15 protein-coding genes are annotated in these 17,449 nt (G+C 56.8%); 13 read left to right on the top strand and 2 right to left on the bottom strand.

The window, feature by feature from the left end; genetic code table 11:
• The first annotated feature begins 696 nt into the window (after positions 1 to 696).
• Together P0D96_RS33935 and P0D96_RS33940 are read left to right on the top strand one after the other, a co-directional pair.
• Entirely contained in the window at positions 697 to 2,400 is a 1,704-nt protein-coding gene (locus P0D96_RS33935) for a GMC family oxidoreductase (protein ID WP_408317953.1), read from the top strand.
• A 172-nt stretch (positions 2,401 to 2,572) separates the two neighbouring features.
• Positions 2,573 to 4,048 carry an aldehyde dehydrogenase family protein gene (locus P0D96_RS33940; protein WP_408317954.1) on the top strand — a complete coding sequence of 492 codons (1,476 nt, stop codon included), beginning with the start codon at positions 2,573 to 2,575 and terminating at the stop codon, positions 4,046 to 4,048.
• Between the two features lie 79 nt (positions 4,049 to 4,127).
• Here the strand turns inward: P0D96_RS33940 and P0D96_RS33945 are convergent, their stop codons facing one another.
• Positions 4,128 to 4,547, bottom strand: a complete 420-nt coding sequence (locus P0D96_RS33945) for a cupin domain-containing protein (RefSeq protein WP_408317956.1) — start codon at positions 4,545 to 4,547, stop codon at positions 4,128 to 4,130.
• A gap of 340 nt (positions 4,548 to 4,887) precedes the next feature.
• Here P0D96_RS33945 and P0D96_RS33950 point away from each other — a divergent pair, with 340 nt between their 5' ends.
• The 3 genes from P0D96_RS33950 to P0D96_RS33960 all read left to right on the top strand — a co-directional run bounded on the left by P0D96_RS33950 (position 4,888) and on the right by P0D96_RS33960 (position 7,741).
• Positions 4,888 to 5,778 carry an NAD(P)-dependent oxidoreductase gene (locus P0D96_RS33950; protein ID WP_408317957.1) on the top strand — a complete coding sequence of 297 codons (891 nt, stop codon included), beginning with the start codon at positions 4,888 to 4,890 and terminating at the stop codon, positions 5,776 to 5,778.
• 110 nt (positions 5,779 to 5,888) lie between these two features.
• Positions 5,889 to 6,188, top strand: coding sequence for an antibiotic biosynthesis monooxygenase family protein (locus tag P0D96_RS33955; protein WP_408317959.1), 300 nt, complete (start codon positions 5,889 to 5,891; stop codon positions 6,186 to 6,188).
• 176 nt (positions 6,189 to 6,364) lie between these two features.
• Positions 6,365 to 7,741 (top strand): MFS transporter, encoded by a 1,377-nt coding sequence (locus tag P0D96_RS33960; protein ID WP_408317961.1) that lies wholly within the window; start codon positions 6,365 to 6,367, stop codon positions 7,739 to 7,741.
• Positions 7,742 to 7,881: 140 nt separating this feature from the next.
• Here the strand turns inward: P0D96_RS33960 and P0D96_RS33965 are convergent, their stop codons facing one another.
• Positions 7,882 to 8,841 carry a LysR family transcriptional regulator gene (locus P0D96_RS33965; RefSeq protein ID WP_408317963.1) on the bottom strand — a complete coding sequence of 320 codons (960 nt, stop codon included), beginning with the start codon at positions 8,839 to 8,841 and terminating at the stop codon, positions 7,882 to 7,884.
• Positions 8,842 to 9,910: 1,069 nt separating this feature from the next.
• On the opposite strand from P0D96_RS33965, the gene P0D96_RS33970 reads away from it, so the two are divergent.
• From P0D96_RS33970 to P0D96_RS34005, 8 genes are all read left to right on the top strand, one after another.
• Positions 9,911 to 10,150, top strand: a complete 240-nt coding sequence (locus tag P0D96_RS33970) for a hypothetical protein (RefSeq protein ID WP_408317965.1) — start codon at positions 9,911 to 9,913, stop codon at positions 10,148 to 10,150.
• Positions 10,151 to 10,483: 333 nt separating this feature from the next.
• A complete protein-coding gene (locus P0D96_RS33975) occupies positions 10,484 to 11,848 on the top strand; it encodes an MmgE/PrpD family protein (RefSeq protein WP_408317966.1) in 1,365 nt (454 codons plus the stop codon).
• Between the two features lie 162 nt (positions 11,849 to 12,010).
• Positions 12,011 to 12,769: a carboxymuconolactone decarboxylase family protein gene (locus P0D96_RS33980; RefSeq protein WP_408317968.1), complete on the top strand. Its 759-nt coding sequence runs from the start codon at positions 12,011 to 12,013 to the stop codon at positions 12,767 to 12,769.
• 142 nt (positions 12,770 to 12,911) lie between these two features.
• Positions 12,912 to 13,364 carry a MaoC family dehydratase gene (locus tag P0D96_RS33985; protein ID WP_408317970.1) on the top strand — a complete coding sequence of 151 codons (453 nt, stop codon included), beginning with the start codon at positions 12,912 to 12,914 and terminating at the stop codon, positions 13,362 to 13,364.
• Positions 13,361 to 14,221 carry an HpcH/HpaI aldolase/citrate lyase family protein gene (locus tag P0D96_RS33990; RefSeq protein ID WP_408317972.1) on the top strand — a complete coding sequence of 287 codons (861 nt, stop codon included), beginning with the start codon at positions 13,361 to 13,363 and terminating at the stop codon, positions 14,219 to 14,221. Before P0D96_RS33985 ends, P0D96_RS33990 begins: the two co-directional genes overlap by 4 nt.
• A gap of 147 nt (positions 14,222 to 14,368) precedes the next feature.
• A complete protein-coding gene (locus tag P0D96_RS33995; protein WP_408317974.1) occupies positions 14,369 to 15,535 on the top strand; it encodes an acyl-CoA dehydrogenase family protein in 1,167 nt (388 codons plus the stop codon).
• Between the two features lie 72 nt (positions 15,536 to 15,607).
• Positions 15,608 to 16,357, top strand: a complete 750-nt coding sequence (locus P0D96_RS34000) for an electron transfer flavoprotein subunit beta/FixA family protein (RefSeq protein WP_408317976.1) — start codon at positions 15,608 to 15,610, stop codon at positions 16,355 to 16,357.
• A gap of 14 nt (positions 16,358 to 16,371) precedes the next feature.
• Positions 16,372 to 17,322: an electron transfer flavoprotein subunit alpha/FixB family protein gene (locus P0D96_RS34005; protein ID WP_408317978.1), complete on the top strand. Its 951-nt coding sequence runs from the start codon at positions 16,372 to 16,374 to the stop codon at positions 17,320 to 17,322.
• The last annotated feature ends 127 nt before the right edge of the window (positions 17,323 to 17,449 follow it).

Here is a 17,449-nt window from a genome sequence, read left to right on the forward strand (position 1 = left end):
GCGCCCACCTTTGCAAAATTCGGGAAGTTCCTTGCCTGTTAAGGTGTATTGATCCCTCGAAACGCGCGCTATACCCTAGGTGCGCAGCCTGAAGGTTGCCGTGAGGAGCATGAGACGCGGCGCATGTTGGACCCGGCGTGCGCGGGGGGCGATTGGACTGATACCGTGCAATGGGTTTCTGCCTCCCATTGCGATGCGACTGTCCTGTATCCCCGGAACGCAACGTTTTGTCGACAGGTGTTCGCTTCGCGCCTGACGGAAAAAGAACGTACGGTCCGAACGCTTGCAGGCGACGGACCACTACAAATCTGGAGACATTAGGAAAAAACATGGTCAGTGGAGTGATTGACGCCTCCGGGTCTGTCGAGCGACGTATCGTCCCTCTGCGTGCGTCCGTTGGCCACGATTCCAGATCAAACCTGCTTTGTGCCGAGCGCTGGCAAGACACGCATCTGAAAAGCAGCGTCAACGAACCCGCTCCACCGGCACCGCTCGATTGGCATCGTCCTCAGTATCGGCGGCCGGAACATGCGGGATTGCAATGCGTCTTCGGTCGGAAGCCCTGCGAATCTACGGTAGGCGACGAGACGCGGTTCGCGTACTGCGGCATCCATATTCTGTATTGCGCCATAGGTCGCTCGCTTCCAGGTTTGGAAGCAAGGATCGATTGCCATTCAACAGTTGGAAAAGGAAGACATGCATTCTGATCAGTCGACTTGGGATTACATCGTCGTCGGCGCCGGCAGCGCGGGCTGCGTTCTGGTAAATCGTCTTAGCGAATCCGGTTCACGTCGGGTCTTGTTGCTGGAGGCGGGTCCGCCGGATACGCCGCTGATGAAGCCGGCCGGTGCAAGTTGGTATGTGAACCTGTCGAGGTTCGAATGGCACTTCTGGTCGCAGCCTGACCCTACTCGAGGGATGCGATCAGACCATTGGCGTCGGGGGCGCGTACTCGGGGGGTCGAGCAGCATCAATGGCATGAACTATGTGCGTGGCACGGCCGAGGACTACGACCGGTGGGCGGCTTTAGGCAATACCGGTTGGGGGGGCAAGGATGTCATGCCATTGTTTCAGGCTTTGGAGCACTGCGAGCCCGGCTACCGTACGCCACCCGACTACTCGATCAGAGGGCGTTCTGGCCCGTTGCCGATTCGCGAAGTCAGAGACTGCCATCCACTGACGGATGCATTCATCAAGGCCGCCCAAGCGGCTGGCTATCGGTACAACAGCGATTACAACGGCGTCAGCCAGGAAGGGGTTGGATATGGTCAGTTCAATCAGCGCAGGGGGATGCGTTACAGCTCGGCAGACGCATTCCTAAAACCGGTTTCGCACCGAAAGAATCTACATGTGCTGACCGACGCCTTTGTGCATAAGCTGCTGTTCCAGGATTCCCGCGTCACCGGTGTCCGCTATGAAAGGGAAGGCGCAATGCATGAGGCGTACGCCGACAAGGTGGTTTTGTGCGGCGGCGCAATCAGCACGCCGCAGCTTCTGATGCTGTCGGGAATCGGCGATGCAAAAGCCCTGCAAGAGCTGGGTATTGAGGTTGTCTTGGATAGGCCCTCGGTTGGGAAAGACTTGATTGAGCACCCTTTAATTCGACCAAGCTATCGGGTCAAAAAGCCGAGCTACAGTCCGACCGAGGGTTTTTGGCAGAAAGCCAGCTTCGTCGCCAAATTCCTGTTAACCGGACAAGGTCCGATAGCGACGCCAGTGGAGGGGCAAGCTTTCCTAAGAACCTCTCCAGAAGAACCTGCGCCAGACGTACAGATGCACTTTGCGCCGATCGGCATTGTCTATTCAGACGATCCGAAGGTCCACAAGGGATTGAACATGTTGCCGTTTCCGTCCTTTTCCGTGTTTATCAACAAGTCTTATCCGCTCAGTCGCGGGCAGATCAGATTGGCAAGCGCTGATCCCAAAGCCGCACCGCTCATCGAGCCAAACTTGTTGAGTGACGAACGTGACGTGGGGACATTGGTGCGGGCCATTGAGCTCGTCCGCCGCATCGCTTCTACAACGCCAATGGCTGAGATGATCGTCGAAGAAGTCGAACCGGGCAAAGATTGCACGACCCGTGAAGCGCTGGCCGACTACGTCAGGGGACGGACGGGACTGTCGTACCACCCCGCAGGGACTTGCCGGATGGGAATTGACGAAAATGCCGTGGTGACGCCCGATATGAAAGTCAGGGGGCTCGAAAACCTCTGGATCGCAGACGCGTCGATCATGCCGGACTTGCCAAGCGGCAATATCAACGCTGCGTGCATGATGATCGGCGAGAAACTGGGGCGCCAGCTCAGTCAGCCGCAGGCGCAGTTGCCCGATGAGTCCGACTCGCGTGTCTATCTTGACACTGCGCTTCGAGGTGCGCAAAAGCTTGGGCAAGATGCGTAAGCCTTTGGGCATGTGTGCGCCGAGAGTTCTCGTTAAGCACCGCTGCGGGCCGTTGACGCTTGGCGTTTATCGCTTGTCTCAGTCCGCAAAGGAGCTTCCTGCTCAAGCGCGTTGATCGTGACCACGGCTGCCCCTATCGTGCAACTGATGCGATTTGCCACAAACCCTATGGATGAACACTCAGATGGTTAATGCCGCGGAAAGTCGAAACGTCAATTGGGTACTAGATCTCCTGATCAATGGAGAGATGGTAAAGGGAGAAGGTGCTCCGCTCCCGGTCGAAAATCCCGCTACTGAAGAGATTCTGGCGAGCCCTCGGGAAGCCTCAATGGCTCAGCTTGAGAAGGCGGTGACCGCCGCGCGCCGGGCATTCAATTCCGGCATTTGGCGCGACGCCGAAGAACGGCAGCGCCTGTTGTGTCGCCTTGCGGACCTCTTGGAAGAACGCGCCGATCAGTTTTGCGCTGCGTTGATCGAAGAGGTTGGTACGCCACTTTCGATTTGCCATGCAATGCAGTTGGGTACGCCCATCAAGATGCTGCGGTTCAATGCGAATGCTGCGACGAAAGATCGGACGCGTTCGCTGGGTCGTGATGCCGGGCCGCCGGCCACCGAGAGTCTTATCAGATACGAGCCGGTAGGAGTGGTCGCAGCGATCAGCGCCTACAATTTCCCAATCTTGATTGCGGTCGGCAAGATTGCCGCAGCCTTGAGTGCGGGGTGTACTGTCGTGCTGATGCCCAGTCCGCAGACGCCGCTCGCGACGCTAATGCTTGCCGACCTGATCCGCGAGGCGGGTTTCCCGCCGGGTGTCGTGAACGTGATAATTGGCGGTTTGGAGATCAGCCGTGCACTGACGATGCACAAGGATGTCGATAAGATCAGTTTCACGGGATCGGTGCAGGTAGGTCGCCAGGTGGCACTTCAGGCAGCCGACAGCTTCAAGGGCACCGTTTTGGAACTAGGCGGGAAATCCGCCGCTATCGTTCTGCCAGGCGCCGATCTGGCGAAGATTGCCCTGCCAATTCATGGTCGCTATCTGCGCAATGCTGGTCAGGGCTGTCTCTCTCCAACCCGGGTCCTCGTGCAGAAAAAACAGCTTGATGACTTCATTGATGCAAGCCGCGAAGCTTACGCAAAGATTCAGGTGGGTGACCCATGGGACCCGGCGACCACGGCCGGCCCGCTGATTACCGAGAAACATCGCGAGCGCGTGGAAGGTTATGTGGCGCGAGCTGTGTCAAGTGGCGCAAAGATCGAAATCGGCGGTGGGCGGCCTGAGATGGAGCGCGGCTGGTATATGAATTCGACCTTGGTGGGGAACGTGACCAACCAGGCAGAGATTGCGCGCGAGGAGTTGTTCGGTCCGGTCGGCGTCATCATGACGTATGACACAGTGAGCGAGGCGATCGCAATGGCCAACGATTCAGATCTCGGGTTGGGCGGTGCAATATGGGGGCCGCTCGATGAGGCGAAGGAAGTTGCCGAGAAGATCCGAGCGGGTACAGTCTCCATCAATGGCACCGGTACGTTGAGAATCGACGGCGTGTTGTCCGGTTGGAAACATAGTGGCCTTGGACGTGAATGGGGGGAAGACGGAATCCAGGAATTCCTCGAAACCCAGCACGTACAGTGGGTGTTGGACTGAGGTCTGTGCTAAGAATTGTCTGATCAGGCCATCAACACGAAGGCCGAAAAAGGGGCGCGACTCAGCGCGCCTCCTCGATTTACTTTTTCCAGCCTGTCGGTTCCGGAACCTCGAATGGAACGTTGACAGGAACGCTCTTGAAGTCCGCAGGACCAACAATCTCCAGATACTCCATGTCCTCGGAGTAGTCGAAGAGGAAGTGACGGATGCCGGGAGCCTGATGCACGCAGTCTCCAGCAGAAACGAGTGTCTCCCTGTCTTCGTACATGAACTTTGCCCATCCCTTAAGCATGATGACGATCTGAAAGTCAGCCTCGTGAACATGCCATCCGGTTCCTGCTTCTGGCTCGTTCTTGGCTCGCACGAGATGCGCAATCACTTTACCGTTGGTCGCGTTGACGATGCCGAGATCACGGTATTCGAAGAAATCACGTAGTCCATCACTCTGGTACTCGGTGTCATTCGGGCGGATGTGAGAGAAAAGCGTATTGAGCGACATAGTTGGTTATCCAAAGTAACGTGAAAACTAAGGCTATTATAGAAGTCACATTCGTCATGTACGTATACGCAAAATTGCGTATAACGAGCGATAGACGCTGCGCTTTGAGATGTCTGGATCGTCCTCATTCAATTCGTGGATTTTTTGGTGTTAGGTCGCCACTTAGGCGGTGTCCCAATCTTCCGACACTGTCGTAGTTCTGGGTTTCCCGTCCGACGCAAAGATCCTTGCTTTTGCTGGCGGGTTGTTGAAGTTGGGTGCCGCACTTATCGTACAGGTTATTGGCGGACGACGAGTGGGCAGACTTGAGTTTCATGGACGCGTACAGGGAGGATTTGTCATGACAATCCGGTCGGTTGCCGTTATCGGGCTCGGAGCCATGGGTGCTCCGATAGCACGCCGTGTTCAGGACGCAGGCTTCGAGCTTATCGTGTGTGAAAGAAATGCTGACGTCGTGGCAATGTTCGCAGGCACGGGAGCTCGCGTCGCGCCGACGCCGGAAGCTTGTGCGGACGCAGATGTCATCCTGATTCTAGTCGCCACCCCAGATCAGGTTTGGGAAGTGATCATGGGAGAGGACGGCATTCTGAGCGCAGTCACCGCGCAGAGATCGCCGATTCTAACGGTCATGAGCACGGTTTCCGCGGAGGTCATCGAAGACATTGCGGAACAGTTGCGCCCGGCGGCCGTTCGCATTATCGACGCGCCGATCAGCGGCGGTGTGCGTGGGGCAGAGCAGGGCACGCTTACGATTTTGACGGGCGGCGATGAGCGAGACATCAAAACGGTCGAGCCCGTCCTTGAGAAGCTCGGAGCGCAGCGAATTCATTGTGGTCGTCTCGGTACTGCGCAGACGATGAAGATCGTCAACAACGTCATCGGCGTGTCCGTCACAGTCATCGCAGGTGAGGCATACCGTCTCGCCATTGAGCGAGGCTTGGATCCAATTCGAGTCTCACATGTACTCGAGGCCTGCTCCGGTCGAAACGCTCGCTCTAAAGACCCGGCAGGCCCGCAAGCAGGGTATTCGGAGTGGGTGCAGGATCGCAAGTCTTATGCAGGGGTTGGGGCGATCATGCGCAAGGACCTTACCCTCGCCGTTGAAATGGCTTCTCACGCTAAGGGGCGATACCCTGCGGTTCGAGCCATGAAAGCTTTAATCGATTCTCTTGGCGACGAGACTTTCGATCACTGGCGGCGCATCGCTGGTTTGCCGCCGAGCGGCGACTGACGCTGATACGACGCCTGAAACGTCAGAATCGGACGATCATCACGATCGCTTAAGTTCGACACGGCAGCGTTGTTGCTGCAATTTCTTCAACCGAGTTCAAGGAGCATGAGATGGTTCTGGAAATCGCCGAGATTTACATCCGCCCCGGCGAGTACGAGGCTTTCGAAGAGGCCATCGGACGTGCATTGCGAACGATTACCGCGAAGGCAAAAGGTGCGACAAGCTATAACTTGCATAAAGGTGTGGAGTCGCCGGAGCGATATGTGATGCAGGTTTTGTGGGAGTCGCTGGAAGATCACATGGTTACCTACATTGGCACGCCGGAACGCGAGATCTGGCGCTCGATCGTCACTCCGTTCTTTGCGCAGCCACCAAGGATGGAGCACTTCACTTTGGTCGCCACTTCGTGAGCGCAGGCGTTGCATACTACACACTGCAGTCGTGTCAGCCATAGCAAAGTTGTTGTCATACAAGCAACTGGCGGCCTGAGGCCACTCGCAGACGGGTTTGCCGGTGGTTCACGCCGAGATGTTCGCTGGCCTTGGTCGCTGTCAAACATACTAGCTATTTCATTGAGACGTCGCGCATGAAACAGGCAACTCGCACGCTCGACGTTCGATCGTTTATCGACGCTGAACGATTTTCCCCGTGCCAGTGGCTGGTTCTGGTTCTGTGTTTTCTCATCCTCGCCGCCGATGGCTTCGACACTGCGGCGATCGGCTTTATCGCTCCTTCTTTGGTGCACGATTGGGGCATTGAGCGGGGCGCGCTTGGGTCGGTAATGAGCGCGGCGTTAGTTGGCCTTGGCATCGGAGCGCTTCTCGCAGGGCCTATCGCGGATCGGTTCGGAAGGAAATCTGTCCTTGTTTTGTCCGTAGCCTTCTTCGGAGGATGGAGCCTCGTCGCGGCACACGCGCAAACCATCGGTGCGCTGACCGCGTATCGTCTCCTGGCAGGGCTTGGCCTCGGTGCGTCGCTTCCGAACGCGATAACACTCATGTCGGAATACGCGCCGGCGCGCTTGCGGGGTATCGTTGTTAATACAATGGTCTGCGGATTCTCATGCGGACTTGTAGCAGGAGGCGTCGCCTCGGCATGGCTGATTCCACATGCAGGATGGCAAAGCGTATTGACAGCGGGCGGCTATGGGCCGCTCGTGCTCGCCGTATTGCTAGCGTTGTTGCTTCCTGAGTCGGTGCAGTTCCTTGCAGTTCGCGAAGGAACGCATCAGCGTATTGTTCGAATTCTGACCCGCATCACTCCGCAGCAGCGCTTTGACGATTGTGAGTTTGTCGTCACGCAGGCCGATCAAGACTCGGGGCAGGGAGGTTCGGCGCTCGCCCTTGTGGTCTCCCGTCGTTACCTTCCTCGCACTCTCCTGCTGTGGACGGCGTATTTCATGGGTTGTCTAATTTACTATCTATTGACCAACTGGATGCCAACGTTGTTCAGAGACGCTGGCTTCAACGTCGCGGATGGTGCTCTGTTGACCGCCTTATTTCCGCTTGGCGGTATAGTGGGCACGTTTTCTGCCGGCTGGCTGATGGACCGGTTCAGCGCCAATCGCACAATCGTCATTGCTTATCTGCTGGCGGCAGCACTGGTGGTGGTTGTGGGACAGTGCATCGGCGACCCGCCATTATTGATTGGTGTGCTGGTCTTCATCTGCGGGATGGTGGTTACAAGCGCGGCAACCTCCACCTCGGCTTACGCTGCGAGCCTCTATCCCATTGCAGGTCGTGCGACCGGAGTGGCTTGGACCCTTGGCGTCGGGCGTGTCGGCGCGGTAGCGGGCGCCTTCCTTGGAGCCGGGCTACTCGGATTGGGCTGGCGATTCGGTAATGTGTTCGGCATGCTCGCCGTGCCGGCGGTCGCAGCTGCAGCTTCATTGCACGCGATTACTCGGTGCAGCCCCGGCCATGTCGACGATGTGATCCCGGGGAGCCCCGCGCATCAGCGTTAAGCCGGGTACTGGGCCGGCTATCGCCTGCCCCTTGGGTGACTGACAGCGAGGCACGCGGTTCGCGAGCGCTTGCAGTGGTTAGGGTATCGGGAACCGGCGGCCGGATCGCGCCCGACGTGGTTATCCCGAAGAGAGGGCAATCACCGCATCGGGCTGTTTAGAGGGGCAACGGTTGCCAGTCCAGTGGCTTCGGGTTGCACATCTTGTCCCTTGAACAGCTCTACCAGAAAATCGATAAAAATTCGGACCTTGCGGGAAAGTCCGCGACTGCTTGGATATACAGCATACAGTTCCGCGTCACCGGCTTTCGGGCTAACGCTATATTCGCTGAGTACTCTGACGAGCCTGCCACGTGAGATGGGTGCGCGAACCATCCATTCATGAACCATGATGACGCCAAGATCTGCCAACGCTGCGGAAAGCAATACCGAACCATTATCGGAGCGCAGGTTGCCTTGAACCTTGATCTCCTGACGGGCGTCGTTTTGGGCAAATCCCCAGACGTTGCTGTACGAGCGCGCCGTATAAAGCAGGCAGTTATGATGCTCCAGGTCATCTGGACGCTCCGGGACGCCCTTCTGCTCAAAATATTTCGGAGAGCCGCACACGATTCGTTGGCTGGGACTTAAGCGTCTTGCGACAATCTCGGAGTCGGGTATATGGCCCATCCACACAGCCACGTCGATATTGTTGGCGACGAGGTCCAGTCGTTCGTCAGTCAGCGAAATATCAAAGCTTAGCTCGGGGTATTGAGCCAGGAGTTTGGGGAGTGCTGGAACAATAATCGTGGTGCCTGTCGATACACGTAGCAGGATCCTCAAGACTCCCTTCACACTCTCCTGAAAGGATGTGGCTTCGGATTTTGCGTTGCTGAGATCTCTGGCGATGGCGCATGCGCGGTCGTAGAACATCCGACCTGGTTCGGTAAGAGACAAGCTACGGGTACTGCGGTTGAGAAGTCGTATGCCAAGCTCTTCTTCGAGCGACTGCACCTGTCTCGCTACCGAGCTGATCGAGCTATCCGTACAGCGAGCGGCCGCAGAAAAGCTGCCAACCTCGGCGACCTTGATGAAAGTCTCTATGCGTGTGAAATCGTCCATTTGAATCCACCTTGGATCGCTTGTATTTTTCTAAGCCGGCCTGTCAAACACTTGTCTATGAGCGCGCTAGTGATTTTGGTGCGACGCCATGGCCCGGTTCGACCGCGATCAGGCAGGCTGGTCCTAATGCCCGAGAGAACGGCTTCCTAGAGGAGAGTCCCAGCGCGACCAGCCCTGCAGACGGGATCGAAACAGCCAGTAAAAGCGTTGATCGACTCGGCGCCAGCCACTTGGATCTTGACAGACTTTGACTTAATACCGAATGGTGAAAATCCCTATGTCGTGTGGATGAGAAGATGACCGAACTCCCGGGTGACGGCATGCCTTCGCAGGCCTGCGAATTCGGTGCTTGTGCACGGATGATGAGGGATCGGATTGCCGAGCCCGCCAGTGACGTGGGGCGGCGAGGCGGGGGCTGCCGAATGCGGTGCGATGGCGCGGGCGGAGGTAAAGCGGGGTCCAGAATTTTGAACCCTTCGCTGTAAGAACTGACCATACCGTAACGGCAAAGATGCGCGTAAACCCGCTGTCGATCCGCGCGAGACGAATAGTTAAGCCCGGACAGATTCGGCCCGTCGAAACACCGTCGCCCCCGGGGCCGCTTGCACGGTCTGTTCAAGCGTGAACCCGGTAGGTTTGGTGATCCGGCAGCAATTACGCTAGAACGCCAGACAATTGATGTCTTGATGGTTGACAAATTGGCGACAGAGCTCACGAGCGACGCATTGGCCAAAACGACGATGGGCTGTTCCCCAAAGAGCACCATGGGGACGACGGTGATCCAAAACGTCCCACGTCGGTAGAGGCCGACCAACCTGCCGTGCGTTCGTCGACACTGCTCAATGCAAAATGACGAGCCAAGGTGCTTGCCAGAAATAGCAAAAATCGGTGACGGCTGGCCATCTACAATCGTTTTAAGGATGGACGATTTACCGACGGAAAATGCAGCACGTCAAACGAGCTGTTAGCAACAGGCGATAAATCCGAATGCTGAGGTCGACCTCAGCGACGGCGTCAAGCGGCGTGCGGCGGATGTCCGAGAACGTGCACGAACTGGAAGGAGCTGACGATGGCTACCGCAGGAAAGTCTTTGCGCTCGATGGTCGAAAATTGGCTCGTCACGGACCCTTCAATCAAGGTGAGAGTCACCGAATTCGGACGGATGCGAGTCAAGCGTGAGTACTACGTACGCGTCGAAGCGATGCGGTCGGCCGGCCCCGTGGCATTGATCTTCTTCCGTCACAAGGACGGTACATGGTGCATATACCCGTCCAATACGGAACGGCCGACCATGAAATACGCTATTTGATTCTACAATCGAAACGTAGATAGTTGGCGCAGACGAAATTAGGTATTCGCAAAGGCCTGTTCGCGGTTTTGATTCGTTCGATTACTCGCGGTCTTCTGCCGCAACAATGAAATAGCAAGGCAAGGTGCTTGCCAATACCGGCAAAGGTGAGGGGTTAGCCGGTCGATATACTCGGAAGCGATGCATCGTCGCCAACAAAGAGGCGAAACGCTAATGGAGCGAGTTGCGATCCAGCCCCGCTGGTGAGCGCAGCAACCTCTTCTGGCAAGTTCAAGTCGCCCTGCCAACACGGCGACCGCTAATGTCTGTATTCGAAACTAAAGTGGAGACAGTATGACCATTGCAGCCGAGCTCGCGCTGTTTGCCGCCCGCACTCAGTTTCAGGACATACCCACAAAAGCAACCGACTACGCCGCCATGCTGATCGCTAGCACCGTAGCGAGCGCAGCCATGGGAGCGAACCTTGAGTCAGCGCAAATTGTGCGTCGCTTTGAGATCGAAAACGGCGGCATGCCTGATTCACGGGCCTGGTTTAGTGGTCCAACGAGGCTGCCTGCGGCAAGAGCCGCGCGAATCAATGCGGTCATGAGCGACGCCGCAGCGTCCGACGACAGTGACCTCCGTAACGTAACCCACCCGGGCACCCCGCTGGTCGCCGCTTCGCTTGCTGTAGCGCAGAAAACGGGCTCTAGCGGCAAAGATGTTCTGACCGCCATTACCCTTGGTTATGAGATCGCTGGGCGCATCAACGGCGGTGTAGTGCCCGGACTCATTTGGGAAAAAGGTTTTCACGGCTGCATGATCGCAATCTTCGGCGCGACAGTCGCCTCGGCTTTGTTGCTGAAGTTGGACGCCGAACAGTTGACTCACGCACTTGGCCTCGCGGCGACGTCCAACGCCGGGCTGCTGGCGGCAGCCAATACGAGTACCGCTCGTGAGCACCACGCTGGACTCGCCGCAATGTTGGGCGTGGAGGCCGCGCAGCTAGCCGGTCTCGGCTATAAATCAGAGGGAGGCGTCTTCGAGCATCCAAGCGGCTTTTTCCATACCTATGGTGTGGACGCTCACGAATCAGGCCGTGTCGCGCAGGTCACGCGCGGGTTGGGCGAGAGCTGGAAGATTCTCGAAGAAATGGCCATCAAGCTGGTTCCGGGGGCGCACCCGTATCACGCTATGGCAGAAGCCGCCGCAGAGGCTTCGCTTATGGCTAATGTGCCGGCTGGCGAAGTTGTGGCTATCGTCTGTTCACTGCCCAAGATGCGCAAATTCAGCGGCCCGCGCCATCCCACAGATTTAATCGGCGCAGCGCACAGCCCCGTCTATTTCGCCGCAGCCAGTGTGGCAGATCGCGACTTCACCTGGCAGCATCTCTCGCCGGGAAAGATCATGGAGCCCAACATCCGACGGCTTCTCGATCTCGTAGAGGTGGGTGATCCGCCGACCGAAAATTTGGAGCGCTATAGGCAGGGCGCCACAGTCACCGTGAGAACGCGTGAGGGTCACAGCTTCTCGAAGACTGTCTACGCCCCTCGAGGCTCTGCGTCGAGGGGAATTGAATGGCCGGATGTCGAAGCAAAATTCGAAGCCTTGTGTCCACTGGCCGGTGTGGAACCGGACAAGATCAGAACCTGCATTCACTTGCTTCAGAATTTTCGTGAAGTGACAGATATTGCGGAACTGATCGAACTGCTTGGCTGAGCACAAGTGCCGCACGCAAGCCGACCGAATTTACGCAAGGTCTATCTTTGCGACTGCTGGCAAGGAGCTTGCTCCCGGGGGCTGGTTGACGCAGGATGCGCCTACTCCTAACCTTGATTGCACAACGACCATTACGGAAAACCACGAGACATGCATTCACGAATGAAGAAGGACGACCTCGCCCGACTAGACTCAGCCTTCAGTGACTCGTCGGTGCCGGACCGATTGCGTGAGCTCACTGCGACTTCATATTCTGCAGCGACGCACTTCTGGGAGGCCGCCTTCAAGGGCGTATTGCTGTCGCCACGGATGAAGGAACTCATTCTCCTTGCTCTACACGCCTCGGCGACGTCGATCAATGCGGACGCAATCAGACGCCACATAGAGCGCTCCAGAGTAGCGGGTGCATCCGAAGAAGATGTACTGGACGTTTTGCTTTCGATCGTTGGGCTCGCGAATCACGCCTTGTATTCCGCAGTGCCGATCCTCATGAAAGAGTTGGATCAAGCGGGACGTGAAGAAGAGGCGAAGATGCCTGCGCCGCGGGCCGACGTCGAAGCGGTTAAGGAAGACTTTATCAAGATGCGAGGTTTCTGGAACGAAGACCGAGACGCATTGGCGCGGCTTATGCCCAACTACTTTCGGGCGCTATCCGAGTTGTCGGCGGAACCGTGGAAAAATGGCGCACTAACGCCCAAGGAGCGGGAGTTTGTCTATATCGCAATCGACTGCTCCGTAACTCATATGTATGGACCCGGTCTCGCGCTTCACATTCGAAATGCGCTCAAACACGACGCGACCCGTGACGAAATCTTGGAGGTATTCCAGCTTGCCGCACTAATGGGGCTGGAGGGATACGTTCTTGGCGCGGAGGCTTTGCTGAATAAGGACCGTTCTCGCCGCACTAGATCTGGCGGATGAACGCGGCTTCGCGAATGCACCAGAGCGCCTTTGTGGCGAGACAACCCGAGCGAAGGGCTTGGGAAGAACGGTCCTAGGGTGTCGTGTTTTTTTTGTGGGAAGAAGGGGCACCGGCATACCACTTAGTTATGGAGACGTGACGATGGCTGGCTTGTATTTTGAGGACTTTGAGATTGGGAGGATCTTCGATCACCCGTGGTCTCGTACTGTTACGGAGACGGACAACGTTCTTTTCAGTTGCTTAACGCTGAACGTTCAACCACTTCACATTGATGCGGAGTTTGCTGGCAAGACGGAGTTCGGGAAGCCCTTAGTGAACAGCCTGTTTACATTGGGGTTGCTGATTGGGATGACCGTCAACGACACAACGATTGGCACGACAATCGGAAATTTGGGGATGAGCGAGGTAACTTTCCCGAATCCGGTTTTCCACGGGGACACCATTCGAGCACGCACAACAGTGCTCACTTTGCGCGAAAGTCGGTCTCGTCCGAATGCGGGGCTCGTTGAGTTCGAGCATATCGCAACCAAACAGACTGGTGAGACCGTTTGCCGATGCGTGCGCACTGCGATGATGCGTCGGAGCGCAGCATGATTCGCTCGTTTATGTTTGTGCCGGCGGATAGCCTTCGGAAACTTGAAAAGTCGATCGAGGGCGAAGCGGACGCGTTAATCTTCGACTTGGAGGATTCCGTCGCGGCGAGCAAGAAATCTGAAGCAAGAGCATGTCTGGACGTATTTCTTGCTCAACGCCGAAGCGAGGTCAACAAGCATTTGTACGTTCGAGTAAACGATCTCGAAAGCGGCGCTACGTTGGACGATCTCGCCATTGTCATGCGGCACCGGCCAGACGGAATCGTCTTGCCGAAATCGACCAGTGCCGAAGATGTTCGACAGCTCGGACATTATCTCGACGCGTTCGAGGCGGTGTACCCTCGTAATGGATCGCCAGCAAAGATTCTACCGATCGTGACTGAAACGTCGTCGTCACTCTTTCGTCTTGAGTCATACAGGGACGTCTCGCCGAGGCTTGTGGCGCTGATGTGGGGCGCCGAAGATCTTGCTGCGGATATCGGCGCTGTCCGGAGAAAGGCGAACGGTCGGTGGGTGGGTGCATTCGCGCATGCGCGAGCTCTGTGCTTAATTGCCGCGGCCAACGCGGGGGTGCAGGCCGTCGACGCGATCTCAGCCGAAATTACGGATATGCGGAGCGTGGAGGGTGAAGCGCGAGAGGCGAAGGAAGATGGTTTCTCGGCGAAGGCAGCAATACATCCCGGGCAACTTCGTCCGATCAACCAAGTGTTTACGCCATCCGAAGAGGAACTCGCCTGGGCGCGCCGCATCATCGCCGCGTTTGACGCAGGCGACGGCGTCGCGACGTTGGACGGAAAAATGGTTGATCGGCCTCATCTTCGGCTAGCGGAAAGGTTGCTGTCGTCTGAACGTTCATAAGGGGCTCTGCGTAGACTGCATCGGCTCGATGGATTCGGAAGAACCTGGACAATTAGAGCGGCAAGGACTGGCCTAATCCCATGCTGGATCTACTTCTACCTTGATTGCTTTAGTTAGTATCAAATAGAACTTTAGGAGTGCAATATTATGAATTTTGATCTCAACGAGGATCAACTGTCGATACAGGCGTCCATCGAAAAGGTGTGTGAGAAGTTTGACGACGAGTACTGGCTGGAGCGTGATCGTAGCGGCAGCTTTCCTCACGATTTTCATCAAACTCTGGCGGAGAACGGCTGGCTTGGCATCGCGATGTCGCCCGATTACGGTGGGGCGGGTCTAGGGATGACCGAAGCTGCACTGATGATGCGAACGATCAGCGCTTCGGGAGCGGGCTTGTCGGGCGCCTCGGCGGTTCACATGAATATATTTGGCCTTAACCCTGTTCAGGTTTTTGGAACAGAAGACCAAAAGAAAAGATTCCTCCCGCCGCTCATCAGAGGTGAGCACAAAGCGTGCTTCGCGGTTACGGAGCCGGACGCAGGACTTGATACCACCCATTTGAAGACGCAGGCTGTGCGCGACGGGGACCACTTTGTTATTACTGGTAGAAAAATCTGGATTTCGACGGCTCAGGTAGCGAACAAGATGCTGATCATCGCGCGCACCACCGCCTTGGAAAAGGCGGCTAAGCCGACTGACGGCCTGAGTCTGTTTTATACCGATCTCGACCGTAGCCGTGTGGAGGTACGGGAGATCGAAAAGATGGGTCGCAAGGCCGTTGATTCGAATATGTTGTTCATCGACGGGTTGCGCGTTCCGGTCGCGGACATGATCGGCGAGGAAGGGCAAGGGTTCAAATATCTGCTCCACGGGCTCAACCCGGAGCGCATTCTTATCGCGGCCGAAGCAATTGGCCTTGGACAGGTCGCGCTGCGGCGCGCCACGCAGTATGCAAAGGAACGCGTCGTGTTCGGTCGTCCGATCGGGCAAAACCAGGCGATTCAGCACCCGCTAGCGCAGGCATGGATGCAACTCGAGGCCGCAAACCTGATGGTGATGAAGGCCGCGACGCTCTACGATTCCGGCAAGTCATGCGGTGCAGAGGCCAACAGCGCCAAATATCTCGCGGCCGAAGCCGCTTTTCAGTCGTGCCAGACGGCGATCGCAACATTGGGCGGCATGGGGTATGCCAAGGAATATCACGTTGAGCGGTACTTGAGAGAATCCTTTATTCCGCGTTTGGCTCCCGTTAGCCCCCAGATGATCATGTGCTTCATCGCAGAGAAGGTGCTCGGCTTGCCGAAATCATATTGATGTAGCGACCTATGGCCGAAGGTCCTGCGCCGAAAGGTGCGGACAAGTCGAATCAGTGAAATCGGAGGACGAGTGCGAGTTATCGTCGCGGTAAAGAGAGTTGTCGATTACAACGTCAAGGTACGTTTGAGATCGGACGGCGGTGGCGTTGATGTTACGAACGTCAAGATGTCGATGAACCCTTTCGACGAGATCGCAGTTGAAGAGGCTGTGCGCTTGAGGGAGTCGGGTGTAGCGACGGAAGTGGTCGTAGTTTCGGCAGGCGTCGCGCAATGCCAGGAAACGTTGCGTGCCGCGCTGGCGATGGGAGCGGATCGCGCAATCCTGATTGAGTCGAACGAAGAACTGCAGCCACTGGCGGTCGCAAAGCTGCTCAAGGCGGTAGTTGATAAGGAGCAGCCACAGCTGATCATCTTCGGCAAACAGGCGATCGATGACGACTCGAACCAAACCGGTCAGATGATGGCCGCGTTGGCTGGTCTGCCGCAGGCGACGTTTGCTTCGAAGGTCGACGTCGTCGACGGTCGGGTCATCGTTTCGCGCGAGGTAGACGGTGGTGCAGAGACCCTTTCGCTGGCATTGCCGGCCGTGGTGACGACCGATCTGCGACTGAACGAGCCGCGCTACGTGACGCTGCCTAACCTGATGAAAGCAAAGAAGAAGCCCTTGCAAATGATAAAGCCCGAGGATCTGTGCGTCGATGTGACGCCACGTCTGAAGACGCTGAAGTTCGCCGACCCGCCGAAGCGTTCGGCCGGTGTGATCGTTCCGGACGTAAAGACGCTTGTCGAGAAGCTGAGAAGCGAAGCAAAGGTGATGTGAAAGGAGTGAGCAGAATGACGATTCTTGTAGTAGCCGAGCATGACAATGCGGCCGTCAAGGGCGCTACTTTGAACGCGGTGACTGCAGCGGCGGTCATCTCACTTTTTACCGGCGGCGAGATTCACCTGCTGATCGCTGGATACGACGCGCAGGAGGCAACTGAGGTAGCAACAAAAATAGCCGGCGTTTCCAAGGTCCTGCTGGCTGACGCGCCTCATCTGGCTGAGAGGCTTGCCGAAAATGTTGAAGGGACTGTTGTAAGCGTTGCGGATAACTACTCGCACATCGTGTTACCAGCGACGGCGTACGGAAAGAACGTTGCTCCGCGCATCGCAGCGAGGCTTGACGTTGCGCAGATCAGCGACATCACTGCAGTTGAAAGCTCGGACACATTCATACGTCCCGTGTTCGCGGGCAATGTGATTGCAACGGTGCAGTCGGCTGATCCGATCAAGGTGATTACGGTGCGGGCGACGGGCTTCGACGCTGCGGCCACTAACGGCGGCAGCGCCTCGATCGAGAAGATTGCGGCAGCTCCAGATTCGGGAGTCTCACTGTTCATGAGCCGTCAGGTGACAAAGCTCGATCGACCGGAGCTCACCGGTGCGGACGTTGTCGTATCGGGTGGGCGTGGTTTGGGTAGTGGAGAGAACTACACGAAGGTGCTCGAACCCCTAGCCGATAGATTGGGCGGCGCGCTGGGTGCGTCGCGTGCGGCAGTAGATGCCGGCTTCGTCCCCAACGACTACCAGGTGGGACAAACGGGCAAGATCGTCGCACCGAAATTGTATATTGCGGTCGGCATCTCGGGGGCTATTCAACATCTGGCAGGCATGAAAGACTCGAAGGTGATCGTCGCGGTCAACAAGGATGCAGAGGCGCCAATCTTTAGTGTGGCCGACTATGGTCTTATTGGCGATCTATTCGCTGCAGTTCCTGAAATGGTTGATCTATTGAGCCAGTAAGGGCGTTTTCTCTGCGGCGGCAGCTCGGCGTGCCGAGTGCAGGCCGCAGGAATGCGTACTATTGGTCGACAAACCACAGGCTTCGCCTGCTGTAGGAAATTCGCCCAAGGATACCTGCAAAATCTAC

The sequence above is a fragment of the Paraburkholderia sp. RL17-347-BIC-D genome (assembly GCF_046027915.1).
Taxonomy (GTDB): Bacteria; Pseudomonadota; Gammaproteobacteria; order Burkholderiales; family Burkholderiaceae; genus Paraburkholderia.

Bases quoted from the DNA above. Each gene is read 5' to 3' on its own strand.
- P0D96_RS33935 (WP_408317953.1), top strand. From the start codon at position 697: ATGCATTCTGATCAGTCGACTTGGGATTACATCGTCGTCGGCGCCGGC.
- P0D96_RS33940 (WP_408317954.1), top strand. From the start codon at position 2,573: ATGAACACTCAGATGGTTAATGCCGCGGAAAGTCGAAACGTCAATTGG.
- P0D96_RS33945 (WP_408317956.1), bottom strand. From the start codon at position 4,547: ATGTCGCTCAATACGCTTTTCTCTCACATCCGCCCGAATGACACCGAG.
- P0D96_RS33950 (WP_408317957.1), top strand. From the start codon at position 4,888: ATGACAATCCGGTCGGTTGCCGTTATCGGGCTCGGAGCCATGGGTGCT.
- P0D96_RS33955 (WP_408317959.1), top strand. From the start codon at position 5,889: ATGGTTCTGGAAATCGCCGAGATTTACATCCGCCCCGGCGAGTACGAG.
- P0D96_RS33960 (WP_408317961.1), top strand. From the start codon at position 6,365: ATGAAACAGGCAACTCGCACGCTCGACGTTCGATCGTTTATCGACGCT.
- P0D96_RS33965 (WP_408317963.1), bottom strand. From the start codon at position 8,841: ATGGACGATTTCACACGCATAGAGACTTTCATCAAGGTCGCCGAGGTT.
- P0D96_RS33970 (WP_408317965.1), top strand. From the start codon at position 9,911: ATGGCTACCGCAGGAAAGTCTTTGCGCTCGATGGTCGAAAATTGGCTC.
- P0D96_RS33975 (WP_408317966.1), top strand. From the start codon at position 10,484: ATGACCATTGCAGCCGAGCTCGCGCTGTTTGCCGCCCGCACTCAGTTT.
- P0D96_RS33980 (WP_408317968.1), top strand. From the start codon at position 12,011: ATGAAGAAGGACGACCTCGCCCGACTAGACTCAGCCTTCAGTGACTCG.
- P0D96_RS33985 (WP_408317970.1), top strand. From the start codon at position 12,912: ATGGCTGGCTTGTATTTTGAGGACTTTGAGATTGGGAGGATCTTCGAT.
- P0D96_RS33990 (WP_408317972.1), top strand. From the start codon at position 13,361: ATGATTCGCTCGTTTATGTTTGTGCCGGCGGATAGCCTTCGGAAACTT.
- P0D96_RS33995 (WP_408317974.1), top strand. From the start codon at position 14,369: ATGAATTTTGATCTCAACGAGGATCAACTGTCGATACAGGCGTCCATC.
- P0D96_RS34005 (WP_408317978.1), top strand. From the start codon at position 16,372: ATGACGATTCTTGTAGTAGCCGAGCATGACAATGCGGCCGTCAAGGGC.